This is a genomic window from Butyrivibrio sp. LC3010 (genome assembly GCF_000424385.1).
Lineage (GTDB): Bacteria > Bacillota > Clostridia > Lachnospirales > Lachnospiraceae > Butyrivibrio.
Genome location: NZ_KE384180.1, coordinates 1 through 17394 on the forward strand (window position 1 = coordinate 1; position 17394 = coordinate 17394).

General features: G+C 37.9%; 11 protein-coding genes and 1 pseudogene. All 12 read right to left on the reverse strand.

What is annotated here, in order from left to right:
* Window positions 1–184 (reverse strand): annotated as a pseudogene (locus G622_RS24015) (IS4 family transposase); the annotation flags it as partial.
* A gap of 219 nt (window positions 185–403) precedes the next feature.
* Window positions 404–1402, reverse strand: coding sequence for a hypothetical protein (locus tag G622_RS0120325; protein ID WP_026512168.1), 999 nt, complete (start codon window positions 1400–1402; stop codon window positions 404–406).
* Between the two features lie 9 nt (window positions 1403–1411).
* The gene (locus G622_RS0120330) at window positions 1412–2605 is read right to left on the reverse strand and encodes an MBL fold metallo-hydrolase (RefSeq protein WP_026512169.1); all 1194 of its coding nucleotides are present in this window, start codon (window positions 2603–2605) and stop codon (window positions 1412–1414) included.
* A gap of 34 nt (window positions 2606–2639) precedes the next feature.
* Window positions 2640–3683, reverse strand: coding sequence for a helix-turn-helix transcriptional regulator (locus G622_RS0120335; protein WP_242833035.1), 1044 nt, complete (start codon window positions 3681–3683; stop codon window positions 2640–2642).
* Window positions 3684–3864: 181 nt separating this feature from the next.
* Window positions 3865–4626 (reverse strand): ParA family protein, encoded by a 762-nt coding sequence (locus tag G622_RS0120340; RefSeq protein WP_026512171.1) that lies wholly within the window; start codon window positions 4624–4626, stop codon window positions 3865–3867.
* Window positions 4627–4665: 39 nt separating this feature from the next.
* Complete coding sequence (locus G622_RS0120345) at window positions 4666–4893, reverse strand: hypothetical protein (RefSeq protein WP_026512172.1); 228 nt, start codon at window positions 4891–4893, stop codon at window positions 4666–4668.
* A 174-nt stretch (window positions 4894–5067) separates the two neighbouring features.
* Window positions 5068–7131, reverse strand: coding sequence for an AAA family ATPase (locus G622_RS24995; RefSeq protein ID WP_049945993.1), 2064 nt, complete (start codon window positions 7129–7131; stop codon window positions 5068–5070).
* 119 nt (window positions 7132–7250) lie between these two features.
* The gene (locus tag G622_RS0120355) at window positions 7251–8273 is read right to left on the reverse strand and encodes a hypothetical protein (protein WP_026512173.1); all 1023 of its coding nucleotides are present in this window, start codon (window positions 8271–8273) and stop codon (window positions 7251–7253) included.
* A gap of 23 nt (window positions 8274–8296) precedes the next feature.
* On the reverse strand, window positions 8297–9325 hold the full coding sequence (locus G622_RS0120360) for a helix-turn-helix transcriptional regulator (RefSeq protein WP_026512174.1): 1029 nt from the start codon (window positions 9323–9325) through the stop codon (window positions 8297–8299).
* 227 nt (window positions 9326–9552) lie between these two features.
* Window positions 9553–11223, reverse strand: a complete 1671-nt coding sequence (locus tag G622_RS0120365; RefSeq protein WP_026512175.1) for a PD-(D/E)XK nuclease family protein — start codon at window positions 11221–11223, stop codon at window positions 9553–9555.
* A 21-nt stretch (window positions 11224–11244) separates the two neighbouring features.
* Window positions 11245–14676, reverse strand: coding sequence for a UvrD-helicase domain-containing protein (locus G622_RS0120370; RefSeq protein WP_026512176.1), 3432 nt, complete (start codon window positions 14674–14676; stop codon window positions 11245–11247).
* Between the two features lie 3 nt (window positions 14677–14679).
* A complete protein-coding gene (locus tag G622_RS0120375) occupies window positions 14680–17247 on the reverse strand; it encodes a PD-(D/E)XK nuclease family protein (protein WP_026512177.1) in 2568 nt (855 codons plus the stop codon).
* Window positions 17248–17394 lie beyond the last annotated feature (147 nt).

Here is a 17394-nt window from a genome sequence, read left to right on the forward strand (position 1 = left end):
TAGATTTGTTTCTAAAAACCAAAGCAAAGGCATAACTCACGATCTGGAGCGGTGTGACGCCTTTCGACTTCTTTGCATTGGATGCTTTGAGAACAGCTGATAAATGAAAACGTTCAAAAAAGTATCTGATAGAATCAGTAATCTGCTTAGAATCGTAGTCGTTCTGTGATATAATTTTAGACAAGGCGTGAGTCTCCTTTGGGATGGTTTTTGGTGGTACTTAAATTATACCAAATGCAGAGGTTTCACGCCTTTAAAAATGCCAGTTCTTATTGAATTATCAAGGTTCTAAAGCACTTTTTTATGTGCGAAGTTTAAGTTTCTTAAGTACTCTTTCAGTTACATAATAAAAAAAGCAATGTGCCGTTTTTAGCGCATTGCTTTTTTTATGTGATAATCAACTCTAAAATCTGCTATATTTTCCTAGAACTATTCCCAAGTGATAGCTTTCACGGAAATAATTTAAATCACCCTTTCCATTATCATTTAATATAACAAGTATATCTTTTGTAACACAAGGATGATAGTTGTCGTCATCCACCAACATAATTCCATTAACCTTCCTTATTTTCCCTTTACTTTTATAAAGCTCAGAATATCCTCTAAGCTCATTTTCATTAACACCTTCCGGAATATCACTCATGATAAATCCCGTGGTTTTTTTGTTCATAACAAAATCGTAAACGAAATTGGTGTAAAAAAATATTTCAGTAACTATTCCAATCATACGATTTCTTGCCTTAAGTTCTATAACATTAATAGCATCACCGTTGATATTCCATAGATCGATAGCAGAATGACCATATGTAAACCAAGCATTTTTCTTTCCTATCTTTTCCATATTATCATTAATTTCAAATAATCCTACTGGTAATTGCCTGTGTATTTCTTGATCTATTCCTACATATGATGGTAAGTAGCTATGCAATATACCTCTTCTTGCTAACTTATCCTCGACCTCACTTTCTAATCCAGCTTCAATATCTTCTCCAATGCATTTTGCATCTTGAGTAGGAATGTTGTTTACAAGAACTTTTTCATCCAAATCTGTCTTAAAGGTTTTTATAATACTCGCAAGTTCTTCTGATACTCTAAACCATTCATATTGCTCAGAAAACTTCATTGCTCTATAGATAAATCTTGCCCAATGTCCTTTCATTAAGCCTGCATCAGGATATAAGTCAACCGACAGTCTAACAATCATATCCGAAAATACCATATGTATAGCAATTGCCCATCCTTCAAAAGCATTTCCCGCGACTTGCATATTATGTTTCTTAATTAGCTCATATTTCAGCTCTACAGTAATATTCTTTTCATCTCCAATAAAATCAATATCTCTAGGAAATCTTATCCCTTTAAATTTATCTTTCATAGCTTTTTTAATTTCATCGTTCGTCATAACTTCCCCTTATATCTGTACGGAATCTGTATCATCGACTTTAAGAAGTTTAGTTTTTGTAGGTAATAGTATTGTATTTTTGTCTCTTTTATTCGCTGAAGTATGGTTAATAATCAGTTTATCAGGTTCCACAATTTTTATAACATGTTCTAAATCCTCTTTTGTAATATGTCCAGATACGTGAACACTGATCTGATTTTTAGCAATATCCAAAATTCTCTTAACTCCAGGAAGTTTCTTATATCCACTCCACATTGAGTAAATTAGAATAGTTTCATCCGGATATTTCTCAAAATATTCCTTTACAATGTCATAAAAGGAATCCCCGGATCTTACGACCATACTAAAGCCTGGCTTTTCGATTTTATCTTCTAGGTAACGGCTATAATACAATACCTTATGCAATTTCAGTTCCTCTTCACGATTCTCATCCGCTATTTCAAGTATTTTCTTCTGATATTCGTCTGTAACAACATATTGGCCACGTGGAACGTGTCTTGTAAAAGCTGCTATCCTGTCGATATTTGAAGATGACGTAAATAGGAATACATACTTATATTTCTTCTTTATCTCTTTAAATTTCTCTTCAACATCTTTTTCGGTTTTATATTCGCCTTTATACTCTTTTGTCAGATTTGTCCCTTCAGTAATCATAAGGTCAATATGCCCCATGTTACTAAAAGTCTCTTCCATTTTTTCTGCATGGTATCCGTGCATCCTATAATCCCCGGTGAGAAGAATCCTTTTTCCATGGCCTTCTACTAAGAACATGAGGGAATCTATCGCAGAATGGTCCGATTCAATGGGTGTTACAGTAAGATCTTTAATAATTACAGGAACGCCGTATTCCATTTCTTTCACGCCTGAAGCCCAAACCACTTCTCCCAGGCATTCTTTATGTTCCTGCTGTGCCTGAAGGATTCTTCTTGCTGTCTTTTGCATATACACAGGAATGCCTGCTTTAATGCTGGGTACCTCACCAACATGATCACCGTGATAATGTGTCAGAAAAACCGCATCACAATCCACTTCGCCTCTTGTAACACCTTCAATATTCAAAGGCTTCTGGTCGCCCTCATCTTCCAGTGGGGATCCAAAGTCAAATAGAATTCTGGCTTCATCCGTAGCAATTTCCGTGCAAACTCCACCTATCTGCCGCATTCCTCTGTGTGGTATTACTCTTATCTTCTTGTCATCACTCATATCATGGCCTCCAAATTATTTCTTTCAAAATACGTTATTTGTACATCTTATACACGTTATAAGAAGCCTCTTTTATGCGTTTTCTCATGCTTTCGGGCTCTAAAACCTCAGCGTGCTGTCCATACTGCATTACCCAGTAAAAACAGGCGTCCGGGTTACATTTAAGGTCAACTATGATATCGCTACCATCTCCATACTTTACCCGAAAGTCTTTTCCGAAGTTATCTATGAGTGTATCCATAAGGTTCTCATTAACCCGGATTTTAATATGCTCACTTTCACCGGAAAACATGTAGACACGCTCAGATATATGCTTTGCAATATCAAGCCCATTTTCCAGACCTTTTATCGATTTAATTGGCTTGCGAGGATCCTTGAGTATCTCAACATCAGTAATTCTGTCCAGCCTGTAATGAGAAATATCGTCATATGCATCATAGTTTCCCACCAGGTAATATTTACCTTTATTGCAGATCATCTGATAAGGACTTACTACATGCCGTATATCTCTCTTGGGATGAAGCTTAAAGTCAGTGCCATACTGTAAATATGAGAAACGGATCTTCTTTCCTTTGGATATGGCTGCATCAATAGTTGCTATGGATTCCATAACATTCTGATTATCTGCATTTTTCCCGCTGGAGGAGCTATGGATATGGGAAACATGCGCTTTAAAGTACTTATTTGAGAACTTCTCCAGCTTTTTTACCAGCTGATGAGCCTCCTTATCAGTAATAGCACCGGAAGAAAAGATACTGTCAATCATCAGCCTTAGCTCAGCATCAGTAAATTCACGGGTTCTAAGATAATAGCCTTTATCAGCAACTATGTCATAACCCATCTCCTGAAGGCACGTAATATTGTTTTTGACAGCCCTTCGCTCGCATGGCATGTCATAGTTTGTTTTCAGTAAATCTATGATATCTTGTTGCAAAAGCTTGTGTTCACTGTCAGAATGTTCTCTTAAAATGTCTAAAATGAGCATATTCAGCATTTTCTTTGTGCCTGTGCCATACATAGAGTAGTCCTCCGATTCATGAGCTGCCTTGTTTTTTGAAGGTTCATTTCTACAGTCCATTCTATATCCTCACATATCAAAAATGTTTGTTCTTAAACTCTTTTCATGCAATGTTTATATTTTTTTCAACTTCTTTCAACTTCCTTCAACTTTACAATAAAATAAGCCATGTGCTTTTTTTAGCACATGGCGTCGAATCCACATTAGGCTTTTTCTATCTCTCAAACATATTCATCCTCCGTTAACCCCTTTCTATAAATTCTATTGCCAGTTTTCGATATGCTTCTGAGCCCGGTGCATTAGGAGCATACCGAATAGAACTCATTCCATAGCTTGGAGCCTCGGCAATGCGTATATTTTTCGGTATTTTTGTTTGATATAGTTTATTTGGGAAGCATTGTCTTACACTTCTTTCGACCGCGCCAGATAGATTATTTCTCGTATCAAACATAGTGAGTACGATTCCTTCAATATCAAGCACAGGATTCATTCGTTGCCGGATTAGATTCATAGATTGTGATAAAAGGCTTAATCCTTCCAATGCATAGTATTCACACTGAACCGGTACCAAAATACCTTCAGATGCGACAAAAGCACTGATCGTTAAGAAGCTTAGGGCAGGTGGGCAGTCAATTATCACGTAATCGTACTGTCTTCGTATGTTTTCCAATGAATCCTTTAATCTGAATTCCGCTTTTTCAGCTCCCGCCAGTTCGACTCCCACCGCTGACAAATGTTCATTTGCTGGTATCAGATCCAGCTTTTCAGCTTGGATATGTAAGATGCTTTCTTCAGCCAATACTTCACACAGCAATACCTGGTAAATAGTCTTTTCATTATTTGCTTTATCTATTCCCAAGCCTCCAGTGGTGTTAGCCTGAGGGTCCATATCGACCAAAAGCACCTTCTTTCCCGCCTCAGCAAGAGTTGCAGAGAGATTGATTGCTGTTGTTGTCTTCCCGACTCCTCCTTTTTGTAACGCTATGGATATAGTTTTTGACATATTTCTTGTCTCCTGTCATAAATCAATCCCGCAAATGTGTCAAAGCAGCCTACTACAATACTCAGAATAGTCTCGCCAATCCTGCTGAGTAGTATTCTCGTCAATAACAAAAACATCTTTTGCAACATCAGATGTGACTTTCCATGGATAGATAATGTTTTCGGTCGACTTTATCTCTGCAAATTTACTCTGAATATGCCCCATAAGATGTTTTGTTGCACGAACATTACCCTCATTATCAATTAGCCTAAATTCATCCATCCACATAGCTCTGTCTCCTTTTTCATTAGTCTTATCTTGTTCCTACAACTATATGCTACCATTATGTTTGAACATTTTTTTGTACATAAAAAAGAGAGCATATTACATGCCCTCTTCTATTGTTTACTATGTACTTTGACTTATTTTTCATATGGAATGCAGGGAATATCCCTAATATTATTATGCCCCAAATCCAATCTTTGTTAACTCTTTTCCCACCTTGCTGGCATTGACATTGAAATCTTCAGGCTTTAGCACTTTCAAGACTTCCGAATTAATATCCTGTCCATTATATTCCTTTAGGATTCTTCCAGCCTGTGCCATCTCTGCCTGTTCCAAAAGATTCCTTACAAAACGTCCATTACCAAATTCAGGTTTCTTACTGGCTGTTTCCATGATGGAGAGGCATTTTTGCTTTACAGCTTCATCAACGATATACCCCTTTTTCTTTGCCATAAGATCAAAGATCTGGCAAAGCTCGTCTGGATTATAATCTGGGAAATCCACATGGAATGCGATTCTGCTCCTTAAGCCTTCATTTTTGTCCAAGAATGCTTTCATTTTTTCAGGATATCCTGCAAATATAACGATCACATCATCCCTGTGATTCTCCATCTCCTGCACAATGGTATTTATAGCTTCATCTCCAAAGCTGTTTTCGTCATCTACTAAAGAATATGCCTCATCAATAAATAATACGCCTCCTTTGGCTTCCCTGAACTTTGATCTGACTGTCTTTGCAGTCCAGCCGACATATTTTGCAATAAGGTCTGCACGGCCGCACTCCGTGAGCTTGGCACTGCCTATAACTTCTTCTTTATACAATATCTGAGAAAGAAGCCTGGCAACCGTAGTCTTCGCAGTACCAGGATTCCCTGTAAAGACCATATGCATGGATGGCTTGTAATTATCCATGCCCATCTTGCTTCTGAGTTTCCTTATCTTTGCTGAATCGATTATGTTATCAACGACTTTCTTTACTTCTTTTAACCCGATCATAGCTGACAGCTCTTTATACGGCTCAGTTTTCTTTTCACTTTTTTCAACAGATACCATTGATACCGCTTTGTACGCTTTATACCTTGTGTTTTTAAGGCTGTCATGGTAAAGCTTGTCAACTGCACAATATGCTTCTCCGGAAGTATATTCATCTTGGGCGGTCAGAACATTAGCAATATCCTCATCGGTAACGCTTATTTTTTTCTTTTTTGCTGCACTTTTAATGAATGAATAGATTTCTTTCTTTTTAGCGGTACCTTCCTTTATCTCAACTATGCTTATATCTTCCGTTGCTTTGGAGATCATTGGTTTGGAAAATCCAGGATGACTTGAAATTTCCAGGAATATGAATAAAGTATTTAGCTGATATTTCTGTATCTGACTTATGAAGAAATCGACAACATCGTGATATGCTGAGGCATAATTCCCATGATCTTCTTCGGTTCCGGACATATCAAGGATTATCACCCCACCCTGCGCATTCTTTATGATATTTGCTACATCATCTTCATCATAACAGTTTTCGCCTATATCATATATCTTGGTTATCCTGCTTCCCGGCAGTCTTTTATTTGTAGCCAGAGCTTTTGTTAGCAGTTCGGCTATATCCATGGCGGCATCCATGTTTGCGGCTTCAATTTTATAGTGAACAGGATTGCCGTAGTACTTTTTCTCATTCAGGTCAGAGTATATTCTCTCAAGTTCCTGCAACAAAGATTTATCAGCAATTATGTTTGCCGCTTGCTCTAAAGCATCTTTATATGACAGTCTTTTCCCGTCAGTCATGATTTCCTTTATCTTGTAGGAGTTATTGTCAAAATAGTCTGTTCCTATCTCCTTTTTTATGTCGTACTGACTGGCTATCAGGTCTTTTCTGTCTGCCAGGAACAGTAATTGATTAAAATCACTGACTGGGATTTCACGCATTTTTTCTATATGTAAATTCGCAACATCAAAATGCTTGTTAATGTACTCTATCACATGGATTTTTATAGCACGATTACTGGTTTTTATAGAGTCAGCAGATACAACAGCAAAAAGATTTCCATTTGTAGCGGAATAGAAAAATATGTGCACATCGGTAAGAGATTTATCTGTTGCAAAATCGTTATTTATCGATTTGATCTTATCATAAAAATCACTCTTTTCTTCAGTTGACCCCTTTGTATACGAGAGTCTTCTTTCTTCATCCACAAAAGGAACATCTGAGGAATCATATGCAATTACCATTTGATAAAAAAACATCTATACACCTCCAAATACTACAGAGACTTTGTTCTTTCTGGCTTTATAGTATCAGAAGCAATGTGCATTTTTTTGCACACAAAAAGAGCCCTTTCAAAGAGCCCTTTTATAAATATTCATCATCTTTCCCCTAAATATTCGGACGAAATAAACGTCTCTTTGCTGATAAAAATATCACTTTTCATATTAAGTCTTCTCTCCCTGACAGCACTTATATCAACAAAGCAGCACTTTATGTTTTGAATATTACTCAACTCTTTTTTTATCATGCGTTTCGCACCATCAAGCTTATCTGCGGTACCAACAAACATGAGTCCACACCATATCTGATGATTTCTTATCCACTTTTCTTGATTGGTCAGCATTTCTGGTTCAATCAAATGATACTCAGTTAGCACTGATAATCTTCTATCTGCATCACTGATAAATACATCCGGATGCGACAAAATATAATTCATATGTCTAATATGACTTGATAGATTTTCGCAATTCTCGTTATCAACTTTCAGTTCAACAAATCCAATCCCAGCATCATTCAGAACCATCAAGTCCACTCTGGGACTTTTTGTATCATCCGAATCACAAAAAAACTCTTCATTAAACCATTCGTGTTTTCTATATTTCATAGTACTTGGATATACATGACCGTCCTGCTTATTTCTTGTCCACCCGAAATGATCTTTTACAGAGTATTGTATTTCCATATCAATAGCTGCATTCCCGTACTTTTGATTTCTATAATCCATTATCAGAGTTTCTATTGCTCTTTCCCTGTCAGAATCATTAGCGCTCTTTACTGAGTATGTGGTAGTTGCCTCCTGTGCATATTTAAGATAATTCAAATCAATCAGCGAATCCAATCTATCTGACTCACTGTATCTACTATTTTTTTCAAGTATATATACAGCCTCAGGAGCTATACCATTATATTTGTTCGAGTATTTTTTACTTATTCCTGTCGTAATGCCTTTCTTATTAAGAGCTATTTTTCCGACATTTCCGCCATTCATGTAAACACGAAGTTCGTTTTTATTTCCATATGCAGGAGCAGCCAAAACAACTCTTGTTTTATAATCTTTACTATCAAGATTGTACTTCCGTAAGAATTTTATAACTTCATTTCTTTTAATCTCCAAATTCATAATTTTGCCTCCATACAAAAAGCCTAATCTGCACTGACACCAGAACATAAGCTACTGTTATATTTAGCATTCATTCTGCTTATCTCTAATGCCAGATCCTGACGTAGTTTTTTGGGGGCAATGACTTCTACATATGGCCCATATTGCAGTGCCCAGTAAAAGATAGCATTTTCATTGCACCTTACCATGATTTCAAGAACATCATCGGTGCTTTTGGTTATCTTAAAATCCTTTCCAAACCAGTCAACAAGTGTATCCATCATTGAAGGGGTTGTCCTCATTTTGACATTGAGGCTTTCTCCGCAGAACATGTATATGTGTTCTGCCATATGCTTGGAGAGGTTCAGCTGTCCTTCAAGTCCTACTACATCCTTCTGAGGCTTTATCTTTTCATCTAATATTACTACATCAGTCATTTTATCTATCCTATAGTAGGATACATCATCATATTTATCTAAGTTTCCAAGAAGATAATAAAAACCGTTTGAAGCTACCATCTGATACGGATTTACAATATAATCCTTTCCCTGGTCATGAAGCTTAAAATCAGCTTTGTACTTGTTGTACCGGAAGCTGATCTTCTTTTTCTGATCCATGGCATCATTTATTTCATTCACGTTAAAGAGAACCTGCTTATTATCCGTTCTCTGCAGTGTAGGCGTGGGCTTAACATGTGACACTTTCATGTCAAAATATATATTCCCGAAGCTTTTTAGTTTTTCTATAAGTCTCTTCGCATATGCGTCAGAGATAGTTTTTGAAAACAGCACAGAATCAATAAGCATGCGAAGTTCAGCATCCTCAAACTCACGGCTTATAAGGAAATACCCTGCTCCCTCTTCCATGGATATCTCATAACCCATATCTGACAGAGACTGTACATTTGCCTTTACAGACCTGCGGTCTATTTTCTCTACGCCATAGTCATTCTTAAGGATTTTGATTATCTTCTGCTGCGTAAGAGGATGTTCTTCATCAGAATAACGCCTCAATACATCTAAAATAAGTATATTGAGCATCTTTTTTGTTTCAGTTCCATATACTTCAATCATAAGGATGTACCTCCGACATATACTAATTTTATCATATCCTATCCTGTTTAATGTTCGTTTTTATGCACATTAGCAAGAACAATAGCAAAAGCGACATACAAATTAATGTACATCGCTTTCATATTGACAAGACGGCTATATAGAAGTTGCTACAAATTATCTATCCCTCAGCATTTTCATGCCAATGAATGTCTTAATTTGCATTGTTTAATAGAATGCTCCTTATTCTATTGGACTTTCTCATATTTAAAAGCCGTATGCCCCTTATCTTTTAACCAATCTACTAACATTTCTATTTCTTCAGCTGACCAATATCTCCAAATGAAAGTCTTTGTTCCATTATTAAGCATTATTGATGTATCGTCATTATTATTGCTATCATAACCAGAAATTTTTTCCTTAATATATTTGCCATCTTTCCTTAAATCTGAGAAATACCTAGATGTAAAGTCTTCAATACAATCTATAGATGTGATACGAGCAGACCTTTTGCCGCGCTTTGAACGTTTTTTGAGATCATTGACTTCATCTTCATACATAAACATCTTGCAGTTTAAGTTGGTGTTTGCGTTAAAATAATCACTCAATTCTTCTATAGCTGCTTTCTGCTTATCAGTATCCCCCAACGCTTGGATATAATCATTAACCATATCTCTAAAAAGCAACCCCAAAGAGCGTTGTCTATTAGAAATATATAAGTTTCCGTTATACCAAAATTTGTGCACAACTTTTGACACATTATCAGTATTTACCAAATCTAATAATTCCTGCTTTGATACAACATAATCCAAGCCCAAATTTTCTGGAATATCGTCCCCTATAAATCGGTATAAATTGGCTAATGATCTCCAAAAAACTATTTCTCGCTTTCTTAATATAAAATCCTCGTCTTTTTCAAAAATTGATTTTAAAATATCGTAAATTGCATTTCGATATTGACTATTATTCCACAAATCTAAAGCGAGCTTTTTTTCTCTACTTGATACAGCCATTATTAAGTATTCTTCATTTTTATCAAACGATGATTCATCTGATAACGATATCTTGGCCTGTCCAAGGCATCGGATATACTCATTCATCCATTCCTTTATCTTGCCCTTTGACGTAGCGGCTAACGGTTCAATTACCCCATCAAGAAGATACTGATAATTTAGCGTAATAAAATCATCAGATTCCGCCAATGGAGAGATACTATTTACTTCTGATCCTAAAAATTTTTTTATTTCACGTGTTGGAAATGCATTTAGATAAACAAAAAGATTAAGAATAGTTGGTTGGCTATTCTTCTCTTTCCCAAGTAACTCTTTGGATATCCAATCTTGATGAGACTTATCTGCAACTTTCTTCAACACCTTATTGACATTGTCCTTAAGACTCTCTGCATATGCTTTAGTTTGCTCTGTATGTTCTGTGCTATGTACTTTGTTCTCGATGACAACAAGCAGATACACGGGATTTTTCTCTTTAAAGCCACTGCCTTCAAGTTTTAATATTGAAAAAATATCTGCCCTTCTTTGGCCAGATAGGACCTGCTCCGTGGCAATTACCTGCTGGGTTATTTCATACTTTCCATACTTTATCTCATCCAATACTTTCTCATTGCGACTATTTAACAAATTATTACCAGGCCATAAGTCCTGCTTTCTTAATTTGTGAGTATCTGGGGCTGTATAAACTTTTTCCTTAAAAAGGCAGACAGTCTCCAAAAATTTACGCATAGGGCTGCTTCCATAACCATGGTTTCCATTTATATCAAGAAGCCATCTGATAAAAGAGCTATGCGGATTCTCTTGACGATCAACTCCCAATATTCCCATAATTGTTTCGCTTGAATAGTACTCATACAATTCCAAATATGCAGGCTCTTTGATCAAATCTAAATAATTCTTATACTCCATATAGCCTCCGAAAAATTCCTTTCACACATTGATATGATACGTCAACGCATCTGCATCTTCTCCGGTTGTAGCCTTGAATGCCTTTATATATGCCGAAAGCTGCGCCTGATACTTCGTATCCAAATCACTTCCATCAGCATTAGTCTTGTAATCGATAATATGCCACTGACCATCCTTGCAATAGATTACATCCATGATTCCATTCCAAATAACAAGTCCATCGGAATCATCTCTATAGCTGAATGGAACCTCGCAGTATACTTCATCAGCACTGATAAGCGTATTCAACATGTCCTGCGGTAGTCCATTTGTCTGAGCATACCCACCAGATCTCATTTTGTTTGCTACGGTCTCTAACCGTTTAACCATTGCTTTCTCATATGGTTCATATTCCGGAGTCCTATACTCTCTGATTATCTCCATTACTGCGTCTGAAACATCAAGCTTGTTTCTAGTGGATACCATCATCTCCATCAGTTTATGAACCATAGTTCCAGTAATAGCCGCCATTTTGCCATGAGTTCCGGATGGAGCACCTTCCTTCTTGTCATCCGAAGCCGCGGTGTCATCAGTGACAATCGCTAATGGTACTACATCCTGCACATTAGTTTGCACATCATCCTTATCCGCAAGCTTTGACTTCAGCTCCAGTCTGCTAGGATTTTCGACCATATATGTTCCAGTCTCTCGATTTCTATCATTAAGCGCACAGTTCTCCTGCGCATCCTTATACAACTGTTCTGCCTCAGCTGTTTTAACCTTATCCTTATTCTTCTTGGCAGGTTCTGTCAGAAGCGAAAAGATATCTTCTGTCCCTGCAGCAAGAAGATCCTTCCATTTGGAATTCTGAATTTCTTTCCCATTTCTCAATTGCACACTATTACAGATAATCAGCGCGTTCCGTGCTCTTGTTGCTGCAACATATACAAGCCTTGCCCCTTCAGCCTTCAATGAAGCATCCTCATCAGCCTTCTCATCCGGAAAGCTAGCAGTTTCAAAGTACTTCCAACTTCTGCCGTTATCACCACGATCACTCTCAAGAGCAAAAACATATCCTTCAGAAGATTTCTCTCCATGAATAAACCTGGAAGTAGCACCAAAGGTCTTTTTCGACGAGGCTGCTAGAATTACAATAGGAGCCTCAAGGCCTTTTACCTTATGAAGATTTGCCATATGGACGCAGTCTTTCTCATCATTCAGGCTTAGACAACGCTCCTCATCAGATTCACCTGCAATAAGGTCAGAGAGTAATGCTGCTCCGTCCTTAAGTGTTACCACTTCCCCAGACTTTTCAGCATTTCTGATAAGCTCAAGTGTGTAATAAACCACCTCCAGATTATCTGTATCCACTTTCTTGTAGATCATAAGAGTATCCATAATCTTCGAGAAAAGAGCAGCCGGTGAAAGTCTATGAGCTTTTTTGCTTAAATCTGTAAGCATCTCGAGCTTTTCCTGAACCAACTGAACGACTTCATCCTTGTCATCAAGTTTTTTTGTTCCACTCAAAGATACCGAGCCCCCAGCCTGGCGGTATTTCATTACGTCTGTCTGTGACACTCCTAATACGTTACTGTTCAAGGCTCCATATAGCGCTATCTTATCTTCAGGATCCACCACTGCTTTATAAATAAGAAGCATTTCACGAAGTGCCACATTTTCGCCAAAAGGTACATCACCTTCAACTCTTGTAGGAATCTCTCTGGTGCTCAATTCCGCTGTGATAGGTGCTAAGTTCTTCTTTGAAGAGGTGATGACCATAATATCGCTGTATCTGATTGGCCTTGGTGCTTTATCACCCTCTGTGGTTACAAGATATTCCTGTCTTCCTACAAGCCTTTCTATCAAATCTGCTATCATGACAGGATCTGCTTCATCCGGCTTATCCAGAATAGCCTTCCCCATATATGCCTTATAGGAATAAATTCCCTGAAACTCATCTTTTTTCTCTGAAGATAATGGAATCTCCTCATATTTACTCTGATCCTCAGTCTCCTCCGGAAGCATTTCGGAAAAGACCTTGTTATAGTACTCACACAGCACCTTCGTAGACCTAAAGTTCCTGTAAAGAGGCGCTATCTCACCACCATTTTTCTCAAACAGCTTCTTTACATTAAGGAATGAAGTGACATCAGCACTCCTGAATCTATATATAGACTGCTTGGGGTCGCCCACAATGAAAAGCGATCCGGGCTTCGGAACACATTCTCTCCATTGTGGAACCGGATTCATGGCTGTTAGATAGAAAAAGACTTCTGCCTGCATAGGATTGGTATCTTGGAACTCGTCAATGAGGAAATAGCTATGACGATCATAGATATATCGAATCAGCTTTCCACTATGTTCTGCATCTCTTTTCAACATTTCTCTTAGGTAATAGAGATTGTCAAAATAAGTAAGCTGTCCCTTTTCAAGCATAGCCTGCTCCATCAACGGAACACATTTGCTTAGAAACGTCATAGATACATTGTATTTAAGTTCTCCAGCTCTGATAAGCAGACTATCTTCCTGTCCAACAGAGCATGAAAGCCACTTTCCCTTTGCTCCGCCAGGTTCAAAGACGCCGCCAAGAGAAGCTCCATAATCGTCAACTGCACTAGAAATTGTCCGAATATCCTTAAGAATATCAAGAGCACTAAGTACACCGGTAAAATCATTAGACCATTTTCTCTTAAGTACATTATAAATAAAGCCTATTCTTGCCCACGCTTCTCGGCTTTCTTTTTTACCGTCATACATTACTTCAGGGTGATCCTTTAGGCACTTTACCGCTTTAATTATCTCGGTTCTCTGATTGCCATACTCTTTATCTATGTCTAAAGAAGTGGTCTCTTTAAAATTGAAATGCACGTTCCGATTATCCATTAACAGCTGCATTCCCTTCACAAAGACTTCCTCCGCAGATCTGTTAACTGAGCGGAAAGACTTGGCAAGATTTTGTATTTCTTTTCCATAATCGCCATCACATATCTTCACATACTGCTGTTTGTACATTGTCTCTACATCAATGTCGGAAACAATTGTTGAATCAGAAGAAATTCCTGCTTCAGAAGGATGTTCTGATAAGACCATTCCGCAAAAGGCGTCTATGGTTCCCATAAAGCACAAATCTATATTCTGAAGAGCTTTCTCGCATCTGGCTCTAGATTCAGCTGTTGGGGCAGGAAGCTGCCCGGCAAATCCCTTATCCTTCCAAATAAAGACGGGATTACTCCGCTCTATAAGCGCCTTCTGGAATCTTTCATAGAATTCTCCGGCGGCTGCTTTAGTAAATGTAATAGCGCAGATTTTACTTATGTCTATACCGGCTTCAACCATGGCAACCATGCGGCTTACAAGCATGGTTGTTTTTCCGGATCCTGCACCGGCTTCAACAAAAAAGTTGGTATTTATCTCGGCAATTATCTTATTTCTTGATATTGTATCGATTTCAAGGTTTGATTTAAGGTTTCCCATTTATCACACCTCGCTTTCTTCGGTAGTCTTTCCACATATGTAGCCATACTTACAGTACCTGCAAGGATCTTTACCTTCCTCAGGCTTTGGCAAAGGAAACTCTCCCTTAAGGATACTTTCCCTAAACTCATTTAACCTTTCTAGTAAGAGTTTCTTCATTTCATCATCGTATTTGCAAGTCACAACCTCTCCAAGCCTTATATATCTATACTCCCCTTCGGAAATCTTAAAACCCTTCTTTTCCATAAGGTAAGCGTATATAACGACTTGCAAACATGTCCCAATATCATCCTGAATATGGGAAACCTTGCGTCCTGTTTTAAAGTCCACAATCAGATATGAACCATCATCAAGCTTTTCTACACGGTCAGGAAGCCCGTGTATCTTAACGCCGCTCTCGTGAACGCAGTGAACATCCTCTTCCTTTAGCACAACTTCTCTGTGGGGATCCATTTCATATGCTGTATCCATCATCTGTAGGAACTGTTCCTTTTCAGCTTCAACATTCCCCTCTATAAGAGGGGGATTTTCTAAAATAAAGCTGTCAAAAGACTCTGCAGCCAACTTCTGAAATTCATCATTTGAGATGTTTGAGTTACCCAGCTCTTCCATTAAAGAATGTGCCATAGAACCACTTTTTGCAGCAGAAATAATCTCAAACGGGTCATCCACTTCAGGCTCAGGTATACCAAGAATATAGCTGAGCAAGAAACTCCTTGGACAGCTAAAGAATCTATCAAGAGCTGTCGGGGAATACTCATTTTCAAGGTTCCATCCAAAGTTGAAAGCCACATCAGATGTTTCTGCAGGCTTAATGATCTTATATCCCTTGTCATATGCATCGCCAATACCTCTGGTAACTGATATAGCTGGTGCAAAGTAATCGACTTTTTTAATTATTGCCTCCAAATCTTTAGCAGTAGCATTCTCTCCGTGTTCCTGCCTGAATAATTCAAACATCAAAGAAGATGCGTTATCGCGCTTTAATTCAGACACATTTAGTCCAGCATAAGAAACATTGATATCTGATTCCAAAGCGGTTGCCAAGCTTGCCAGTTTCAGCAGGTTTTCTCTCTTCTTTAGAATACGTCCATCAGCCGTAAGAAATTCTGCCCCTTTGCCAAATAGGTTCAGATCCGCGTCCAAAAGCAGATAATTTTCCCTTGGAGAACCAGGATATTTTGTTGCAGAAAGCCCGGTTATATACATATTTTTTCTCACGACAGAAATAGCCCCGCTAATGCTGGTGACATGGAGCTTTCCTGCTTCGCTTCGCTGCGCACAGACATTATTCTTTAGAATTGATAGAATCAGTCCTTCTGTATCCTGCTCAATTCCTGCTTTATGTATGGTACTTAATTCTCCGTATATAACGCCCGATGCAGCCATGTCCAGATTCATAAGTAACTTATCTTTATTATTTTCGGTTCCATCCCGAACAAAAGAATACTTTGAGATAAACTCCTCAACTGGCAAGGAAAGCTCTGATGCCATAATCTCTAAAGAAGGCAACACTGCCTTCTTTTTCTCGTCAATAACAGTTTTCTTTAGTTTTTCTATCTTTTTGTCGTTACTACTTTTATCATTTGTAAGTTTTAATGCTCCCAGTACTTCATAAAATACCTTCCATTTAAAGTTCTCTCCTGGCTCTGGGAACATATTATGTAACTTGGCCCTATTAAAAGCCGGGCTTCCAATCATTTCATTTAAAGCTGCTGCGCCAAAGAAGCCTCTTGTCATCCATTTGTAATACAACGACAGAAGCTTGGCCGGATTAGAATTTACTATAGAAATTCCGCAGCCAAAAGTAACTGGAATATCATAAAGAAGCGCATAATCAAAGAACAGCTGCCCATATGTCGCTATATCTGTGACAGCCACCGTGCATTCATCCAAATTTTTATTCGAATATATATCCGCAATAACGGACTCAACCTCATTTGGAGCTCCATAACAGTTTTTGAAGCTTGAAATCTGGATCCCGGCGTCTGCCTTACCAAACAGATCACAGACACCCATCTGCTGGAACTTTCCTTCAGAAATCTTATTCAAAAGTGCTTTATCCAACGGCGTAAGCGGAAATTCATCTAACGTGATGAAGTCTGCTTCTATGGTATTACTAACTGTTGCTGCTCTTCGTACGAGAGACACAGAATCCACGAGCTTTTGAGAAGTCAGCAGGTCATTATATTTCTTATATACACTAATTAGCGCAGCATTTTTCTCAGAAAAGATCCCCTTACTAAGTGTCTCCTCTACAGCTTTTGCTTCATCTGCATCAGAGACAAGGCTTCTCATACGTCTTATAGCAGCAGTTAGCTCCTTGATATCGGCATACGATGGACTATCAAAATAGCTATTACCTTCAACCGCCTTTGCGACAAGAGTTGTCTCTTCATCTGAATCAACGAAATCTTCTTGTATCGATATACCAGATCTCATAAGGGCAATACGTGCCAATTCTCCAGAATTGCATATTCTAAGGTTGATACAGTTCTTACCATGCATAACAAGGCTCTTGATAAATTCCTGACCATTTAAGCCAGGCGCAAAAACGATTATTTCTCGCATTTAAATATCCTCATATATAAATCTGAACCAGCAGCTTTGCATATAAATTTACAATGATAAAATTATCAAATACTGCATAACATACCGAAATAATTGTATCATGATACCGACAATACAATTCCTAAATAAAAATAAAATCTCTTCGGA

Bases quoted from the DNA above. Each gene is read 5' to 3' on its own strand.
- G622_RS0120325 (WP_026512168.1), bottom strand. From the start codon at position 1,402: ATGACGAACGATGAAATTAAAAAAGCTATGAAAGATAAATTTAAAGGG.
- G622_RS0120330 (WP_026512169.1), bottom strand. From the start codon at position 2,605: ATGAGTGATGACAAGAAGATAAGAGTAATACCACACAGAGGAATGCGG.
- G622_RS0120335 (WP_242833035.1), bottom strand. From the start codon at position 3,683: ATGGACTGTAGAAATGAACCTTCAAAAAACAAGGCAGCTCATGAATCG.
- G622_RS0120340 (WP_026512171.1), bottom strand. From the start codon at position 4,626: ATGTCAAAAACTATATCCATAGCGTTACAAAAAGGAGGAGTCGGGAAG.
- G622_RS0120345 (WP_026512172.1), bottom strand. From the start codon at position 4,893: ATGTGGATGGATGAATTTAGGCTAATTGATAATGAGGGTAATGTTCGT.
- G622_RS24995 (WP_049945993.1), bottom strand. From the start codon at position 7,131: ATGTTTTTTTATCAAATGGTAATTGCATATGATTCCTCAGATGTTCCT.
- G622_RS0120355 (WP_026512173.1), bottom strand. From the start codon at position 8,273: ATGAATTTGGAGATTAAAAGAAATGAAGTTATAAAATTCTTACGGAAG.
- G622_RS0120360 (WP_026512174.1), bottom strand. From the start codon at position 9,325: ATGATTGAAGTATATGGAACTGAAACAAAAAAGATGCTCAATATACTT.
- G622_RS0120365 (WP_026512175.1), bottom strand. From the start codon at position 11,223: ATGGAGTATAAGAATTATTTAGATTTGATCAAAGAGCCTGCATATTTG.
- G622_RS0120370 (WP_026512176.1), bottom strand. From the start codon at position 14,676: ATGGGAAACCTTAAATCAAACCTTGAAATCGATACAATATCAAGAAAT.
- G622_RS0120375 (WP_026512177.1), bottom strand. From the start codon at position 17,247: ATGCGAGAAATAATCGTTTTTGCGCCTGGCTTAAATGGTCAGGAATTT.